The organism is Rhizobium pisi, assembly GCF_003938655.1.
Lineage (GTDB): Bacteria > Pseudomonadota > Alphaproteobacteria > Rhizobiales > Rhizobiaceae > Rhizobium > Rhizobium pisi.
Genome location: NZ_RJJT01000001.1, coordinates 197,284 through 212,594 on the forward strand (window position 1 = coordinate 197,284; position 15,311 = coordinate 212,594).

Sequence of the window (15,311 nt, forward strand, 5' to 3'; positions counted from 1 at the left end):
ACAGCGAAGTGTCATTTTAGCAGTTCCGGACCGCAGGGGCGGTGCCGGCAAACTCTGGGAGGAGTCCATGAAGAAATCAGTTCTCGCTTTCGGCGCGCTCGCGCTCGGTGTCGCTTTTTCCGCTCCGGCGATGGCGGCTGACGTTTCCGCCTGCCTCATCACCAAGACCGACACCAACCCTTTCTTCGTCAAGATGAAGGAAGGTGCGACGGCCAAGGCCAAGGAACTCGGCGTTTCGCTGAAGTCCTATGCTGGCAAGGTCGATGGTGACAGCGAAAGCCAGGTTGCGGCGATCGAAAGCTGCATTGCCGACGGCGCAAAGGGCATCCTGCTCACAGCTTCCGACACCAAGGGCATCGTCTCTTCGGTCAAGAAGGCACGTGATGCCGGTGTGCTGGTCATCGCTCTCGACACGCCGCTCGAGCCGGCAGATGCCGCCGACGCCACCTTCGCCACCGACAACCTGCTCGCCGGCAAGCTGATCGGCCAGTGGGCCAAGGAAACGCTCGGCGACAAGGCCAAGGACGCCAAGGTCGGCTTCCTCGACCTGACGCCGTCGCAGCCGACGGTCGACGTTCTGCGCGACCAGGGCTTCATGATCGGCTTCGGCATCGACCCGAAGAACCCGAACAAGATCGGCGACGAAGACGACAAGCGCATCGTCGGCCATGACGTGACCAACGGCAACGAGGAAGGGGGCCGCAAGGCCATGGAAAACCTTCTGCAGAAGGATCCGAGCATCAACGTCATCCACACGATCAACGAGCCGGCCGCCGTCGGCGCCTATCAGGCGCTGAAGGCCGTCGGCATGGAAAAGAACGTGCTGATCGTCTCGGTCGACGGCGGTTGCCCGGGCGTCAAGTCGGTCAAGGAAGGCGTCATCGGCGCCACCTCGCAGCAGTATCCGCTGCTGATGGCGTCGCTCGGTATCGAGGCGATCAAGAAGTTCGCCGATAGCGGCGAAAAGCCGAAGCCGACTGAAGGCAAGTCCTTCTTCGACACCGGTGTCTCGCTCGTCACCGACAAGCCGGTCTCCGGCCTCAAGTCGATCGATACCAAGGAAGGCACTGCCAAGTGCTGGGGCTGAGCCCAATCTTTTGAAAGAGAGAACGGCCGGGGCTTGATCCCCGGCCGTTTTGGACGGACGATGTGTCGTCGCCCCACCGGCTAAGCAACGAACGGATCAACAAGGGTGACGGCCTCCGCGCGAGTTCGGCGCGCGGATGCGGAGGAGGAACAATGACCGGAGCACAGGAATTCGAACGCGTCCTCGACGGCAGCGACAAGAATGTCGCGTCCTTCGAGCACCAGAAAGTCTCGCTGATAAAGCGGATTCAGCATTTTCTGCACTCGACGCCGGCCGCCGTGCCGCTGATCGTGCTGCTGCTGGCGATCATCATCTTCGGGATCGCGCTTCCCGGGCGCTTCTTCTCTTCATACACGCTGACGCTGATCCTGCAGCAGATCGCTGTCGTCGGTATTCTAGGCGCTGCCCAGACACTGGTCATCCTGACCGCCGGCATCGATCTTTCGATCGGCGTCATCATGGTGATCTCGGCCGTCATCATGGGCAATGTCGCCATCACCTACGGCATACCGACGCCGATCGCAGTGGTCGCCGGGCTTGTCGTCGGTGGCCTTTGCGGATTGCTGAACGGCGCCCTCGTCGCCTTCATGAAGCTGCCGCCCTTCATCGTCACGCTCGGCACCTGGAATATCGTCATGGCGACGAATTTCATTTATTCCGCCAACGAGACGATCCGCGACACCGACGTCGACGAACAGGCGCCGCTGCTGCATCTTTTCGCCGCGAACTTCAAGCTCGGCAGCGCCGTTCTGACGCTCGGCGTGGTTGCCATGGTGTTGCTCGTCCTCTTGCTCTGGTACGTCCTCAATCACACGGCCTGGGGTCGGCATGTCTATGCGGTCGGCGACGATCCGGAGGCGGCCAAGCTCTCCGGTATTCAGACCAAGAAGGTGCTGCTGACCGTCTACACCATATCGGGAGTGATCGCTGCCTTCGCCGCCTGGGTCTCCATCGGCCGCAACGGCTCGATCTCGCCGTCCTCTGCGGTCACCGATTATAACCTCCAGGCGATCACTGCGACCGTGATCGGCGGCATCTCGCTCTTCGGCGGCCGCGGCTCGATTCTCGGCACCCTCTTCGGCGCGATGATCGTCGGCGTTGTGTCGATGGGCCTCAACATGCTTGGCGCCGACCCGCAATGGAAAGTCCTTTTGACGGGCGTGCTGATCATCGCCGCCGTCGGCATCGACCAGTGGATCAGAAAGGTTTCGGTGTAACCATGGCTCGCGAACCCCTTCTCACCGCCCGCGGTCTCGTTAAGCGGTATGGCCGCGTGACCGCGCTCGATAATGCCGATTTCGACCTCTATCCGGGTGAAATCCTCGCCGTCATCGGCGATAACGGCGCCGGCAAGTCCTCGCTCATCAAGGCGATCTCCGGCGCTGTCACTCCTGATGAAGGGGTGATCACGCTGGAGGGCCGGCAGGTACAGTTCAGGTCGCCGATGGAGGCCCGCGAGGCCGGCATCGAAACGGTTTACCAGAACCTCGCCCTTTCGCCGGCGCTGTCGATTGCCGACAACATGTTCCTCGGCCGCGAGATCCGCAAACCCGGTCCCTTGGGTTCGTTGTTCCGCATGCTCGATCGGCCGGCTATGGAAAAGCTGGCGCGCGACAAGCTTTCCGAACTCGGCCTGATGACCATCCAGAACATCAACCAGGCCGTGGAGACGCTCTCCGGCGGTCAGCGCCAGGGTGTTGCGGTGGCTCGCGCCGCCGCCTTCGGGTCGAAGGTCATCATCATGGACGAACCGACGGCGGCGCTCGGCGTCAAGGAAAGCCGCCGCGTGCTGGAACTGATCCTCGACGTGCGCGCCCGCGGCCTGCCGATCGTGCTGATCTCCCACAACATGCCGCATGTCTTCGAGGTGGCCGACCGGATCCATATTCACCGTCTCGGCCGGCGGCTGACGGTGATCGATCCGAAGGAATACACCATGTCCGACGCGGTCGCCTTCATGACCGGCGCCAAGGCGGTGCCGACGGAGCCCGTCGCTGCATGAGCGCACGCATCGACGAAATCGCCGGCGAGGTGCTTGACCGCGCCGGCGGTGCCAGGCGTTTCCTGATTGCCATCGCCGGGCCGCCGGGTTCCGGCAAATCGACCATGGCCGATAATCTGGCAACGGCGCTGAAGGCGAAGGGCGAGACTGCCGCCGTGCTGCCTATGGACGGCTTCCACATGGACAACGCCATCCTGATCGAACGCGGTCTGCTTGCCCGCAAGGGTATTCCCGAGACCTTCGACGTCCGCGGCTTCCTCGATATCGTCCGCGCCGTCCGTCCCGCCGACCAGGAAGTCCTCGTTCCGGTCTTCGACCGGTCGCGCGAACTCGCGATCGCCTCGGCCCGGCCGATCGATCCCAGGGATCGTTTCATCATCATCGAGGGTAACTATCTGCTCTTCACCCAGGGCAAATGGGCGGAACTCGACGGCATTTTCGATTACACGATCATGCTTGCCCCGCCGTTGGAGGTGCTGGAAGAGCGTCTCTGGGATCGCTGGCGCGGCTATAAGCTCAGCGAGGAAGAGGCGAGCGCCAAGGTCTACGGCAACGATCTGCCGAATGGCCGTTTGATCCTCGAAAATCGCCGCCCGGCCGATATGACGCTGGAGATCGCGCTGGCGTGATGCCGCGGCGATAGTTTTCACACACAGAGATAATGAATGTCGCCCAAAAGTGTGCAGCGGTTTTGGGATGACGACATGCGTCAAACAAAGACCTAAAGCGCGTCGCATGAATCAATTTCAATGCGGTGCGCTTTAGTGCTATCGAGGCCGCAGACGCATCGCTTCGGAGGCCTGCCATGCAATCGATCACCATCCGCCGTCCCGACGACTGGCACCTGCATCTGCGCGACGGCGCCATGCTGGAAGGCGTGATCGCCGATACGAGCCGCACCTTCGCCCGCGCCATCATCATGCCCAATCTCGTGCCGCCCGTCGTCACGTCAGCCGACGCGACGGCCTATCGCGACCGCATCCTAAAGGCTTTGCCGAACGGTCATCGCTTCCAGCCGCTGATGACGCTTTATCTCACCGAGCATACGAGCCCCGACGATGTGGAGGAGGGCGCAAGGAGCGGCCTCATCACCGCCGTCAAGCTTTATCCCGCCGGCGCCACGACCAATTCGCATGGCGGAGTGCGCGACATGGAAAAGGCGATGCCGGTGCTGGAGCGCATGGCTGAGATCGGCCTGCCGCTCTGCGTCCACGGCGAGGTGACGACGCCTGAAGTCGATATCTTCGACCGCGAGGCCGTCTTCATCGAGACCGTGCTCGATCCGCTGCGGCAGCGCCTGCCCGAGCTGAAGGTGACGATGGAGCATGTGACGACATCGGATGGTATCGATTACATCAAGGCTGCCAAGGGCAATCTCGCCGGCTCCATCACCACCCATCATCTGATCATCAACCGCAACGCCATTCTCGTCGGCGGCATACGCCCGCATTATTACTGCCTGCCGGTCGCCAAGCGTGAGAGCCACCGGCTGGCCTTGCGCGCAGCCGCGACCAGCGGCGACGCTCGTTTCTTCCTCGGCACCGATTCCGCTCCGCACGTCGATCCGCTGAAGGAATGCGCCTGCGGCTGCGCCGGCATTTACACGTCGATCAATACGATGAGCTGCCTTGCTCATGTGTTTGAGCAAGAGGGTGCACTGGACAGGCTCGAAGCCTTCGCCTCGCTGAATGGACCGGCCTGGTATGGCCTGCCGCCGAACGAGGAACGCATCACGCTGACAAGGCAGGCCGAGCTGGTCGTCTTTCCCGCCAAGATAGAAACCGGGGCCGGGCCGGTGACGGTCTTCGATCCGATGTTTCCCTTGCATTGGCGGGTGGTGGGATAGGTATCACTTCAGCGTTTTCAATTTTAAATAGAATATTCATCTTAAGTCCCGGCGCGACGTTAAACGCGTAACATTTGCGTTGTGCGGTGCATCATTTTTTAACGGATGCATAAGACATTCCTTGTGCGGGCCCCATAAGCTGCCAGCATCCCGCGCGTCTTTTCAGACACGCACAGGACGCTGCAGCACTTTGAATTGCTGCGGAGACTGAAAAGCATGATGCTTGACTATAACTCCCTCTTATTGGCGCTCGGCGTTTCGGCGGCATGCCTCGCCGTGACGTTGATGGGCAGTTGGCTGGTCCGCCGCGATGAAACGGTGCTGCTGACCGCCACCATCGGCCTTGTCCTCGTCGTCAGCGGCATTTTCGTCTATAGCGCCTACGTGAATAGCCCGGAGACATGGCTGGGTGTGGCCAATTTCGTGCTATTTCATGCCGGTTTCGCCACCATCTGGGGCGCCGGCAAACAGTTCCTCGCCGGCCGCCTGTCGGTGCCGGCCATTGCGATCCGCGCGCTTGCAGCGATGGTCTTCTCCATCGTGCCGATGCTGTCAGGTTATGACGGTCTGGCGTTCATCGCCGACAATCTGGCCATCGCTCTTCTGCTCTTTGCCACCGCCCGGCAATATTGGCTCGCCCGTGCCGAGGCGCCGGCGCCGCTGCTTGGCATCACCGCGCTTTATACGCTGACCGCGATCTCCTTTGTCCTGTGCGCCGCCGTATTGATATCAGACGGAAAGCTGGTGCTGGGAAAGGCACCGAGCAACTGGGCGGAGGATCTGAGCCTTGCCGTCTGCATCGCCGGGATGACCGGGATCGGCGCGCTGTCGCTGGCGCTGCATCAGTGGCGGCTCGCCGCCCGCCATCGCCTCGAGGCGATCACGGATTCGCTGACCGGCCTGCTCAACCGCCGGGCGCTCTTCGACGAATACGGCACACGCCCGATGGGGACAACGACCGCCGTTATTGTCTTCGATATCGATCATTTCAAATCCGTCAATGACCGCTTTGGCCATGCTGCCGGTGACGGCGTGCTCAAGGTCTTCGCCGGCGAGCTTGCCACCCATTGCCGCACTGGCGATACCGCCGCCCGGCTCGGCGGCGAGGAATTCGCTCTGGTGCTAAAGGAGATCATGCCCGGCCGTGCCGAACTTGCGGCCGAGCGCATCCGCAGGGCGTTCGAATCCCGCGAGATCCATATCGACGACGAGGTGCTGACATGCACGGTCAGCGTCGGCGTGGCGCCCGGCCGCTCGAAGCCCCTGGATTTCGAGGCAATGCTGAGTGCCGCCGACAAGGCGCTCTACGCCGCCAAGCGCGCCGGCCGTAATCGCGTCGAGCTTGCCGGCCACCTGCAGGCGATCCCAGCCGCGGCATCGCGCACGGCATCTTGATTCCCGGCGGATCCTCTCTTAACGTCACCATCGGCCGGATGCAGCCAGCCGCCCCGCGACGCCCAGGCGTTATGGTGAATGCATCCAGGAATATCCTTCACATCCCTTGCCGTTTGGCGATTGATGGCGAACGGGTCAGCAGACGCGGGCACTGATCGTCCTGTTTGCCGCCAACGGAAGGATGACATCATGCGCGATTTTCGCGACGCCAAGCTTATGGCAAAAACCCTGCGTCAGGCGCTTGCTGACCGCGATATTTCCCTCACCCACAGCGAAACCCTGGAGATTGTCGCCAGACAATTCGGCTTCGATCAGTGGAATATTCTCTCCGCAAAACTGAATGATGCCGAAGGCGTAAAATCGGCTATAGGCATCGACCCACCCGTGCCGATCTTCCGCATCTTCTCGGTCGAAAAAGCCATGGAATTTTATTGCGGCTTCCTGGGCTTCACGCTCGATTGGGAGCACCGTTTCGGCGAGAACTCCCCGCTTTATTGTCAGGTCTCGCGTGAAAGCATGCAATTACATCTGAGCGAGCATTCCGGCGATGCCAGCCCCGGCGCCGGCATTTTCGTGCGGGTGAAGGATGTGCGCGCCTACCAGGCCGAACTCGCCGCCAAGAACTACCGCTATATGAACCCGGGTATCGAGGAAGCGCCCTGGGGCTTCGAAATGGGCGTCATTGACCCCTTCAACAACCGCATTACTTTCTGCGAGCAGGACTAAAGCAATTCCAGCAAAACTGTGCAGCGGTTCTGCGTCCGAAATTGCATGAAAACAAAGGAAGGGCGGAGGGCATTCCCTCCGCCCTTTTCAGATCAGCATCAGCGCACGAACGAAGGCGACCGAGGAGAGCAGCGAGGCGATGGTCCTCACATGGTTCCACCAAGTCCAGTCCCTGAGATAGGTGGTCCAGAGTGCCACCGTTTCCGGCGCGTTGCCGCTCACCTTCGCGAGCGCATCGTTCATCGGCACGTTGAAGACGATGGTCGAGAGGAACGAGGCGACGACATAGAGTGCCGCGCCTCCCAACATCAGCGAAGATGCCCCGCCGCGCCAGTTGATGGTCGACAGCACGGCGATGACGATGCAGAGGATCGCCGTCGGCACGAAGAGCACCATGAAGGGCGAGCGGACGATCGTCACATTGATCGAGTTCATCGCGGCAATACCCTGTTCCGCCGGAATCCTCGAAAAGGCGGTCATGACGAAGGTCGAGAAGGCGAAGAAAATGCCGGCCACGAGGCCGCTGCCGACAGCGGCAGCGGCGAGGCATATGACGAGAAGGATCTGCATGGTCAGGCGCTCCATATTCCGGTTGCCGCGGTGCGGCGGGCATAGTGGCTGAAATCGGTGGCGGGACGGCCGAGAATATCGGTGATGCCGCTCATGGTGCCGGAATTTCGCCCGTCGAGCACTTGGCCGAAAAGCTCCTCCAGAAGGTCGATCAGTCCGCGGGGTAAGCCCGCGGCGGCGAGCCCCGCGGTGAATTCAGCCATTGAGACCTGCTCGTATTCGATCGGTCGTCCCGATGCCGCGGCGATTTCGGCGACCGCTTCGCGGAATGTCAGTGCCCGGGGGCCGGTCAGTTCATACGTCCTGTTGCGATGGCTGGGATCGGTCAAGGCCGCGACGGCGGCATCGGCAATGTCCTCGGCATCGATGAAGGGTTCCTTGATCTCGCCTGCCGGCAATTGCAGCCGGCCGGCAAGGATCTCTTCCAGAAACGCGCCCTCGCTGAAGTTCTGGCAGAACCAGGAGGCGCGCAGGATGGTGTGGCCGATGCCGGACGCTTTCAGGGCCGCCTCGCTCCGCTGAGCGCCCTCTTCGCCGCGTCCGGAGAGCAGGACGATGTGGTCAAGGTGGCATTCCATTGCGACCCTGGCGACTGCTCCAATCGCCTCCGCAGCCCATGCGACGGAGAGATCCGGCTGGAAGGCGACATACGCGCTCGATGCGCCCTCGAGCGCGCCGCGCCAGGTCGATCTCTCCTCCCAGTCGAAGGGACGTGCGCTGGAGCGCGATGCGGCGCGAACGGCGAGGCCACGCTCCTCCAGGCGTTTCATGATGCGGCCGCCGGTCTTTCCCGATCCACCGACGAGGACGATTTCGGAATTCTGCATGTCGAAGCTCCTTCCTTGGGTTCAAAACAAGAGAAAGTCTCTTATTTGCAAAATGCGATAATCTCTCTTATTTTGTTTGTCAACCGCCAAAGGAGCAGACAGTGTCGGAACAGCCGGTCGCAACGCGCAGGCGCAATCAGGAGAATATCGGCCAGCCGCGCCGCATTCCCAGCCAGAAACGTGGCCGTGAGCGTTTCGAAAAAATCCTCGCCGTCGCCGCCGAGCTGATAGAAAGCAATGGCAGTGACGGCTTGAAAATGAGCGAGATCGTCGAAAAGGCCGGCCTCTCCTTCGGTGCGCTCTACCAATATTTTCCCGACAAGACCTCGATCATCCGGACATTGGCCGACCGCTTCAACGAGCAGGGCAGGCAATGCGTGGAGGCGGAATTGGAGAAGGTGAGGGACACTGAAAATCTGCGCACCGCACTCTGCGTCATCGCCGATGAATATTATGCCTTCTTTCGCCGCGAACCCGTCATGCGTGATATTTGGCATGCGACCCATACGGACAAGCTTCTTCAGGAGGTAGATGCCGAGGACATGGAATTCCACGCACAGGCACTGCTTTCGGTGTTACAACGGTTGTGGCCGGCCCGGGCCGAGGCCGAGCTTCTGGCCATCGCCCGGCTGACGATGCAGCTGCTTGCGGCCGCCGTCCGCTATGCGGTTTCGCTTGACGAGGAAGAAGGCGCGCGGGCAATCGCGCTCTTCAAGAAGATGCAGGTTGCCGATATCGATCGGCTGCTGGGCTGACATCCGTCTTCCGTCTGGAAACCGGGCGCTCTTGCTGCTATTGCCGCTTTAACGTCAGCCGAAGGAGAGCCGCATGATCCAGACCACGTTTCCCGACCGCGCCGTCATGGCAGAGCTGCTGGCAAGGATGCTTTGGGAGATCAAGGCGGTGCACTTCAACGCCGAGACGCCCTACAAATATGCCTCAGGCATCATCAGCCCGGTTTATATCGACTGCCGCAAGCTTCTGTCCTTCCCGCGGATCCGCTCGACCGTGATGGATTTTGCCGCCAGCACCCTCTTGCGCGACGCTGGCTTCGAACAGTTCGATTGTATCGCCGGCGGCGAAACCGCGGGCATTCCCTTCGCGGCACTGCTTGCCGATCGCCTCGGCCTGCCGATGATCTATGTCCGCAAGCAGCCGAAAGGCCATGGCCGCAACGCGCAGATCGAGGGCGAGATGAAGGAAGGCTCGCGCGTGCTGGTCATCGAGGATTTGACGACGGCCGGCGGCAGCATGTTCAAGTTCATCGATGCCGTCCGCGCCGCCGGCGGCATCGTCGACCACGGCATCGCGCTTTTCTTCTACGGTATTTTCGCGGAAGCCCAACAGCGCTTCGCCAACGGCAAGGTCCAGTTCCATCATATCGCCACCTGGCGCGAAGTTCTTGCGATCGCCAAGGAGCGGAAGCTCTTCGACGACAAGACGCTGTCTGAAGTCGAAGCCTTCCTCGATGCTCCTCTTGCCTGGTCGGGAAGGAATGGGGGCGTAAGTGAGCTTTCGCTCTAGCCTTTTGACAAAAGCTCGCTTAATCGATTGAAGAACATGTCAGTGCTGTTGGGAGGAATTCGATGATTTTGTGCTGCGGCGAAGCGTTGATCGACATGCTGCCGAGGGAAACGACGTCAGGCGAAAAGGGCTTTGCGCCCTATGCCGGCGGCGCGATCTTCAACACGGCCATCGCGCTCGGCCGTCTCGGCATTCCCACGGCTTTCTTCACCGGCATTGCCGATGACATGATGGGCGAAATCCTGCTCGAGACGCTGAAGGCAAGCAATGTCAATTACAGCTATTGCGCCATCACGCAGCGTCCCTCGACCATCGCCTTCGTCAAGCTGGTGAACGGCCAGGCGACCTATGCCTTTTACGATGAGGGTACGGCCGGCCGCATGATCACCGAGGCCGACCTGCCTGATCTCGGTGACGATTGCGAGGCGCTGCATTTCGGGGCGATCAGCCTGATCCCGAGCCCCTGCGGCGAAACTTACGAAGCGCTTCTCGACCGCGAAGCCGCAAGCCGCGTCATCTCGCTTGATCCGAACATCCGCCCCGGCTTCATCAAGGACAAGCCGGCGCACATGGCCCGCATCAAGCGCATGGCCGCCAAGTCCGACATCGTGAAATTCTCCGACGAGGACCTCGAATGGTTCGGCCTGGAAGGCGACCATGATGCGCTGGCCGCCCACTGGCTGGCCCACGGCGCCAAGCTCGTCGTCATCACCAAGGGTGCCGAAGGCGCCTCCGGCTACACGAAAGACCGTAAGGTGACGGTACCGAGCCAGCGCGTCGTGGTCGTCGATACGGTCGGCGCCGGCGATACCTTCGATGCCGGCGTGCTGGCCTCGCTGAAGATCGATGGTCTGCTGACCAAGGCTCAGGTCGCCTCGCTCGACGAGAAGGCATTGCGCAATGCTTTGGCACTTGGGGCGAAGGCTGCGGCCGTCACCGTGTCGCGTGCTGGCGCCAACCCGCCTTGGGCAAAAGAGATTGGGCTTTAAGACTTAAGTCAGCTCCTGCCCCTCATCCGGCTGCCGCCACCGACCGAGGTGGAGCCACGTGTCTCGACCCGTCCTTCGGACCCCCGCTTGCGGGGAGAAGGGACATGCCGCGCCCTTTCCGTCCCCAGCCTGCGTCTCGTGTGGCAAGTCCCCTCGCCCCGTTTACGGGGAGAGGGTTAGGGTGAGGGGCAAGCGAGCCAATTCCTCAACGCCTATTTCGCAAGCTTCGCCAGCGCAGCTACCAGGCCCTGCGTCGAAGAGTCATGCGAAGCCGCACTCTGCTTGCCTTCGACAACGGGCAGCAGGCCCGTCGCCAGTTCCTTGCCGAGTTCGACGCCCCACTGGTCGAAGGAGTTGATGCGGAAGAGCACGCCTTCGACGAAGACTCGGTGCTCATAAAGCGCGATCAGGCGGCCGAGAGCATAGGGCGTCAGCTTGTCGTAGACGAAGGTGATCGACGGGCGGTTGCCGGTAAAGACGCGATGCGGCGCGATGAAATCGGCCTTCTTGTCGTCCATGCCCTTGTCGGTCAGCTGCTTCTTGGCTTCCGCGAAGGTGCGGCCCTTCATCAGCGCTTCCGACTGGGCGAGAACGTTGGAGATCAAAAGCTGGTGCTGGTGGCGAAGCTCCGGCTCGAAGGCGTTGGCAGCGATCATGAATTCGGCCGGGATGATGCTCGTGCCCTGATGAATCAGCTGGTAGAAGGCATGCTGGCCATTGGTGCCGGGTTCGCCCCAGACGACGGGGCCGGAATTGCCTTCGACCGGCGTGCCGTCGATGGTGACACCCTTGCCGTTCGATTCCATGTCGAGCTGCTGCAGATAGGCCGGGAAGCGCGACAGGCGCTGGTCATAGGGCAGGATGGCGCGGGTGGGATAACCCAGCACATTGCGATGGTAGAAGCCAATCAGGCCGAGCAGCATCGGCAGGTTTTCGGTAATCGGCGCCTTACGGAAATGATTGTCGACGGCATGTGCGCCATCGAGGAACTTGCCGAAATTCTCCGGGCCGACCGCGATCATCAGCGGCAGGCCGATCGCCGACCAGATCGAGTAGCGGCCGCCGACCCAGTCCCAGAAGCCGAAGACGCGGGCGCTGTCGATGCCGAAGGTGGCAACCTTGTCGAGCGCCGTCGAGACGGCGGCAAAATGGTGCTGCACGGCCGCTTCGCCGAGCGCCTTGGCGATGAAATTGCGCGCCGTCTGCGCATTGGTCATCGTCTCAACGGTCGTGAAGGTCTTCGAGGCGACGATGAAGAGTGTCGTCTCGGGCTGAACGAGTTTCAGAATATCGGCGATATGGGCGCCGTCGATATTGGAGACGAAATGCGCGCGCGGTCCGTCATGGAAGGGAGCAAGCGCCAGCGTCGCCATGACAGGGCCGAGATCCGAGCCGCCGATGCCGATGTTGATGACATCAGTAATCGCCTTGCCGGTGGCGCCCTTCAGCGAGCCGGAGCGGATGTCGTCGGCGAACTTGCCCATAGCGGCAAGCACCGCATTGACGTCGGGCATGACATCCTTGCCGTCGACCAGAACCGGCGTGTTGGACCGGTTGCGCAGCGCGGTGTGCAAAACGGCGCGATCCTCGGTGAAATTGATCGCCTTGCCGGAGAACATCTCCTCGCGCTTCTTCTCGACACCGCCGTCTTCGGCGAGTTTCACCAGGAGCTTGAGGATGTCGTCATTCACGGCCGTCTTGGAAAAATCCATCAACAGGTCGTCAAGCGAGACCGAGAAACGCGAGAAGCGCTGCGGATCGGCCGCGAATGCGGCGCGGATATCGGTCGCCTTGGTGGCATCAGCGGTGCTTTTCAGCTGTTCGACGATGGCGTTCATGGGAGGCTCCTCTGGAGGCGGAAAGGGTTGCGGAAACTATTCGCTTTATCGGGGGCAAATCAAGTTCAGCTGCCAATCGAAATATGAAAAAAGCCACCCGCGGCAAGCGGATGGCTGTCAATTTCATGAGACCGTCAAATTCAGCCGCGCAGGTCCTTGCGCAGGATCTTACCAACAGGCGACTTCGGCAGTTCGGTGCGAAACTCGATGAAGCGCGGGCGCTTGTAATTGGTGAGGTTGGCGATGCAATGGGCTTTCACCTCCGCTTCCGTCAGGTTCGGATCCTTCCTGACGACGAAGAGCTTCACAGCCTCGCCGGAATGCCCATCCGGCACGCCGATCGCGGCGGCTTCGAGGATGCCGGCATGCATTGCGGCGACTTCCTCGATTTCGTTCGGATAGACGTTGAAGCCCGAGACGAGGATCATGTCCTTCTTACGGTCGACGATCTTGGTATAGCCGCGTTCGTCCATGAAGCCCATGTCGCCCGAGCGGAAATAGCCGTCGGCCGTCATCACGCACGCGGTTTCCTCCGGCTTCTGCCAATAGCCGGCCATCACCTGCGGCCCGCGGATGCAGATCTCGCCAACCTCGCCTGATGGCAGCGAATTGCCATTCTCGTCGCGGATATCGAGTTCGGTGGAGGGTATTGGCAAGCCGATCGTGCCGGTGAACTCGGGTGAATCGAAGCGGTTGGCGGTGGCGACAGGCGATGTCTCGGACAGGCCGTAGCCCTCCGTTATCGCCGTGCCTGTTATCTTTAGCCAACGGTCGGCGACCGGGCGCTGCACAGCCATGCCGCCGCCGAGCGACATGATGAGCGGGGAGAAGTCGAGCTTGGCGAAATCGGCATTGTTCATCAGCGCATTGAACAGCGTGTTGAGGCCGGGGAAGATATGCACATCGGACTTTCCGAACTCCTTGACGAGGCCGGGAATGTCGCGCGGATTGGCGATCAGGATGTTATGCGCCCCGAGCGACATGCCCATCAGCGAATTCACCGTCAGCGCGAAGATGTGGTAGAGCGGCAGGGCGCAGAGGAAATTCAGTACCTCCGGCTCTTTCTTGCGCCCGAAAGCCGATCGGAGCCAGAGCGACAGCTGCATCTTGTTGGCGAGCAGGTTGCGATGCGTCAGCACCGCGCCCTTGGCAACGCCTGTCGTGCCGCCGGTATATTGCAGGAACGCGATGTCGCCGCCTGCAAGCGCGACCGGCTGGAGCTTCTTTGCAGCACCTTCGCGCAGCACCCGGCCGAAGCTCTTATGCTGAGGGATCGACCAGGAGGGAACGAGTTTTTTCACCTTACGCACGGCGAAATTGACGATCAGCCCTTTTGGTCCCAGCATTTCACCGAGCGAGGTGACGACCACATGACGCAGGTCCGTCTTGTTGAGGACCTGCTCCACCGTGCGGGCGAAATTCTCCAGCACGAAGATCGCCTTGGCGCCGGAATCCCGCAACTGGTGTTCGAGCTCGCGCCGCGTATAGAGCGGGTTGACGTTGACGACGACAAGGCCTGCGCGCAGGATGGCATAGGTCGCAACCGGGTTCTGCAGCACATTCGGCATCATCACCGCGACACGGTCGCCCTTCTCAAGGCCGATGCTTTGCAGCCAGGCGGCGATCTTGCGCGTCTGGCACTCCAGTTCGCGGTAGCTCATCGCCTTGCCCATGCTGGAAAAGGCGGTGCGGTCGGCGTAACGGGCGCAGGATTTTTCGAGGAGTTCGGCAAGCGAGGCATGTTCCAGCGGCGGGAGCTCGGCCGGAATGATGTCGGGATAGCTGGCAAGCCAAGGTTTGCCCGGCTTGTCTCCGTGCGGATGGACGGAAATGCTGTTCATCGTGTCCTCTCTCCCTTGAGGCCGCCGCACCGGCGCGTTGCCGGGAATCGACTGAAGGATCCTCCATCTTTCAGTCCGGCAGCTTATGCCTTTGCCTGAACGGTTCAAGCCGAGATTGAAGCTATACTAACCTTGACGTAAACGTCAACATTCGCCGCCGCACGATAGTGGCGAGGGCAGGGAACTTTGAGTCTGCCATGGAGTTGATCATCCATACCAGCTATGAGGAACACCAAAAAGGAGGTGCACAATGTTGAACGAGGATACCGACGCCACCCGCCGCGACGAGGATGTCAAGGGCAAGCATTCGCTGATCGCCAGCGACCGCGTCGAGGGCACCCGCGTTTATGGGTCCGATGGCAGGCATATCGGCTCGATCGAACGCCTGATCATTGGCAAACGCGACGGCCGCGTAGCCTATGCCGTGCTGAGCTTCGGCGGCTTCCTCGGCATCGGGCACGATCACTATCCGCTGCCTTGGGAAAAGCTAAATTACGACACCAAGCTGGACGGCTATCGCATCGACCTTACCAAGGAGCAGATCGAAGGCGCCCCGAGCTATTCGGACGATGATGACACCTGGTACAACGATAATGGCCGCCGGGTCTATGATTACTACGGCGTGCCGCCCTACTGGATGTAACCATCGTCCGATGGACCGAGCTG

The 15,311-nt window shown here is 61.2% G+C and carries 15 protein-coding genes; 11 read left to right on the plus strand and 4 right to left on the minus strand.

Annotation, left to right across the window (positions count from 1 at the left end; genetic code table 11):
• Positions 1-67 precede the first annotated feature (67 nt).
• From EFD55_RS01055 to EFD55_RS01085, 7 genes are all read left to right on the plus strand, one after another.
• A complete protein-coding gene (locus EFD55_RS01055) occupies positions 68-1,087 on the plus strand; it encodes a sugar ABC transporter substrate-binding protein (protein ID WP_125842137.1) in 1,020 nt (339 codons plus the stop codon).
• Positions 1,088-1,239: 152 nt separating this feature from the next.
• Positions 1,240-2,304, plus strand: a complete 1,065-nt coding sequence (locus tag EFD55_RS01060) for an ABC transporter permease (RefSeq protein WP_125842139.1) — start codon at positions 1,240-1,242, stop codon at positions 2,302-2,304.
• 2 nt (positions 2,305-2,306) lie between these two features.
• Entirely contained in the window at positions 2,307-3,089 is a 783-nt protein-coding gene (locus EFD55_RS01065; RefSeq protein ID WP_125842141.1) for an ATP-binding cassette domain-containing protein, read from the plus strand.
• Positions 3,086-3,718, plus strand: a complete 633-nt coding sequence (locus EFD55_RS01070) for a nucleoside triphosphate hydrolase (protein WP_125842143.1) — start codon at positions 3,086-3,088, stop codon at positions 3,716-3,718. The genes EFD55_RS01065 and EFD55_RS01070 overlap by 4 nt, the downstream gene beginning before the upstream one ends.
• A gap of 176 nt (positions 3,719-3,894) precedes the next feature.
• Positions 3,895-4,935 (plus strand): dihydroorotase, encoded by a 1,041-nt coding sequence (gene pyrC, locus EFD55_RS01075; RefSeq protein WP_125842145.1) that lies wholly within the window; start codon positions 3,895-3,897, stop codon positions 4,933-4,935.
• A 216-nt stretch (positions 4,936-5,151) separates the two neighbouring features.
• A complete protein-coding gene (locus tag EFD55_RS01080; RefSeq protein ID WP_125842148.1) occupies positions 5,152-6,330 on the plus strand; it encodes a GGDEF domain-containing protein in 1,179 nt (392 codons plus the stop codon).
• 189 nt (positions 6,331-6,519) lie between these two features.
• Positions 6,520-7,056, plus strand: coding sequence for a glyoxalase superfamily protein (locus EFD55_RS01085; RefSeq protein ID WP_125842150.1), 537 nt, complete (start codon positions 6,520-6,522; stop codon positions 7,054-7,056).
• Positions 7,057-7,143: 87 nt separating this feature from the next.
• On the opposite strand, the gene EFD55_RS01090 is transcribed toward EFD55_RS01085, so the two are convergent.
• Both EFD55_RS01090 and EFD55_RS01095 read right to left on the minus strand, forming a co-directional pair.
• The gene (locus EFD55_RS01090; protein ID WP_376774084.1) at positions 7,144-7,641 is read right to left on the minus strand and encodes an anthrone oxygenase family protein; all 498 of its coding nucleotides are present in this window, start codon (positions 7,639-7,641) and stop codon (positions 7,144-7,146) included.
• A complete protein-coding gene (locus EFD55_RS01095) occupies positions 7,629-8,453 on the minus strand; it encodes an NmrA family NAD(P)-binding protein (protein ID WP_125842154.1) in 825 nt (274 codons plus the stop codon). Before EFD55_RS01095 ends, EFD55_RS01090 begins: the two co-directional genes overlap by 13 nt.
• A gap of 101 nt (positions 8,454-8,554) precedes the next feature.
• Here EFD55_RS01095 and EFD55_RS01100 point away from each other — a divergent pair, with 101 nt between their 5' ends.
• The 3 genes from EFD55_RS01100 (at position 8,555) to EFD55_RS01110 (ending at position 10,966) form a co-directional block, all read left to right on the plus strand.
• Complete coding sequence (locus tag EFD55_RS01100; protein WP_125842156.1) at positions 8,555-9,208, plus strand: TetR/AcrR family transcriptional regulator; 654 nt, start codon at positions 8,555-8,557, stop codon at positions 9,206-9,208.
• A gap of 73 nt (positions 9,209-9,281) precedes the next feature.
• On the plus strand, positions 9,282-9,977 hold the full coding sequence (locus tag EFD55_RS01105; RefSeq protein WP_125842158.1) for an orotate phosphoribosyltransferase: 696 nt from the start codon (positions 9,282-9,284) through the stop codon (positions 9,975-9,977).
• Between the two features lie 62 nt (positions 9,978-10,039).
• Positions 10,040-10,966 (plus strand): carbohydrate kinase family protein, encoded by a 927-nt coding sequence (locus EFD55_RS01110; RefSeq protein WP_125842160.1) that lies wholly within the window; start codon positions 10,040-10,042, stop codon positions 10,964-10,966.
• Between the two features lie 212 nt (positions 10,967-11,178).
• On the opposite strand, the gene pgi is transcribed toward EFD55_RS01110, so the two are convergent.
• Together pgi and EFD55_RS01120 are read right to left on the minus strand one after the other, a co-directional pair.
• A complete protein-coding gene (pgi, locus tag EFD55_RS01115) occupies positions 11,179-12,804 on the minus strand; it encodes a glucose-6-phosphate isomerase (RefSeq protein WP_125842162.1) in 1,626 nt (541 codons plus the stop codon).
• Between the two features lie 140 nt (positions 12,805-12,944).
• Positions 12,945-14,645 carry a long-chain fatty acid--CoA ligase gene (locus tag EFD55_RS01120; protein WP_125842164.1) on the minus strand — a complete coding sequence of 567 codons (1,701 nt, stop codon included), beginning with the start codon at positions 14,643-14,645 and terminating at the stop codon, positions 12,945-12,947.
• A 250-nt stretch (positions 14,646-14,895) separates the two neighbouring features.
• On the opposite strand from EFD55_RS01120, the gene EFD55_RS01125 reads away from it, so the two are divergent.
• Entirely contained in the window at positions 14,896-15,288 is a 393-nt protein-coding gene (locus tag EFD55_RS01125; RefSeq protein WP_125842166.1) for a PRC-barrel domain-containing protein, read from the plus strand.
• Positions 15,289-15,311 lie beyond the last annotated feature (23 nt).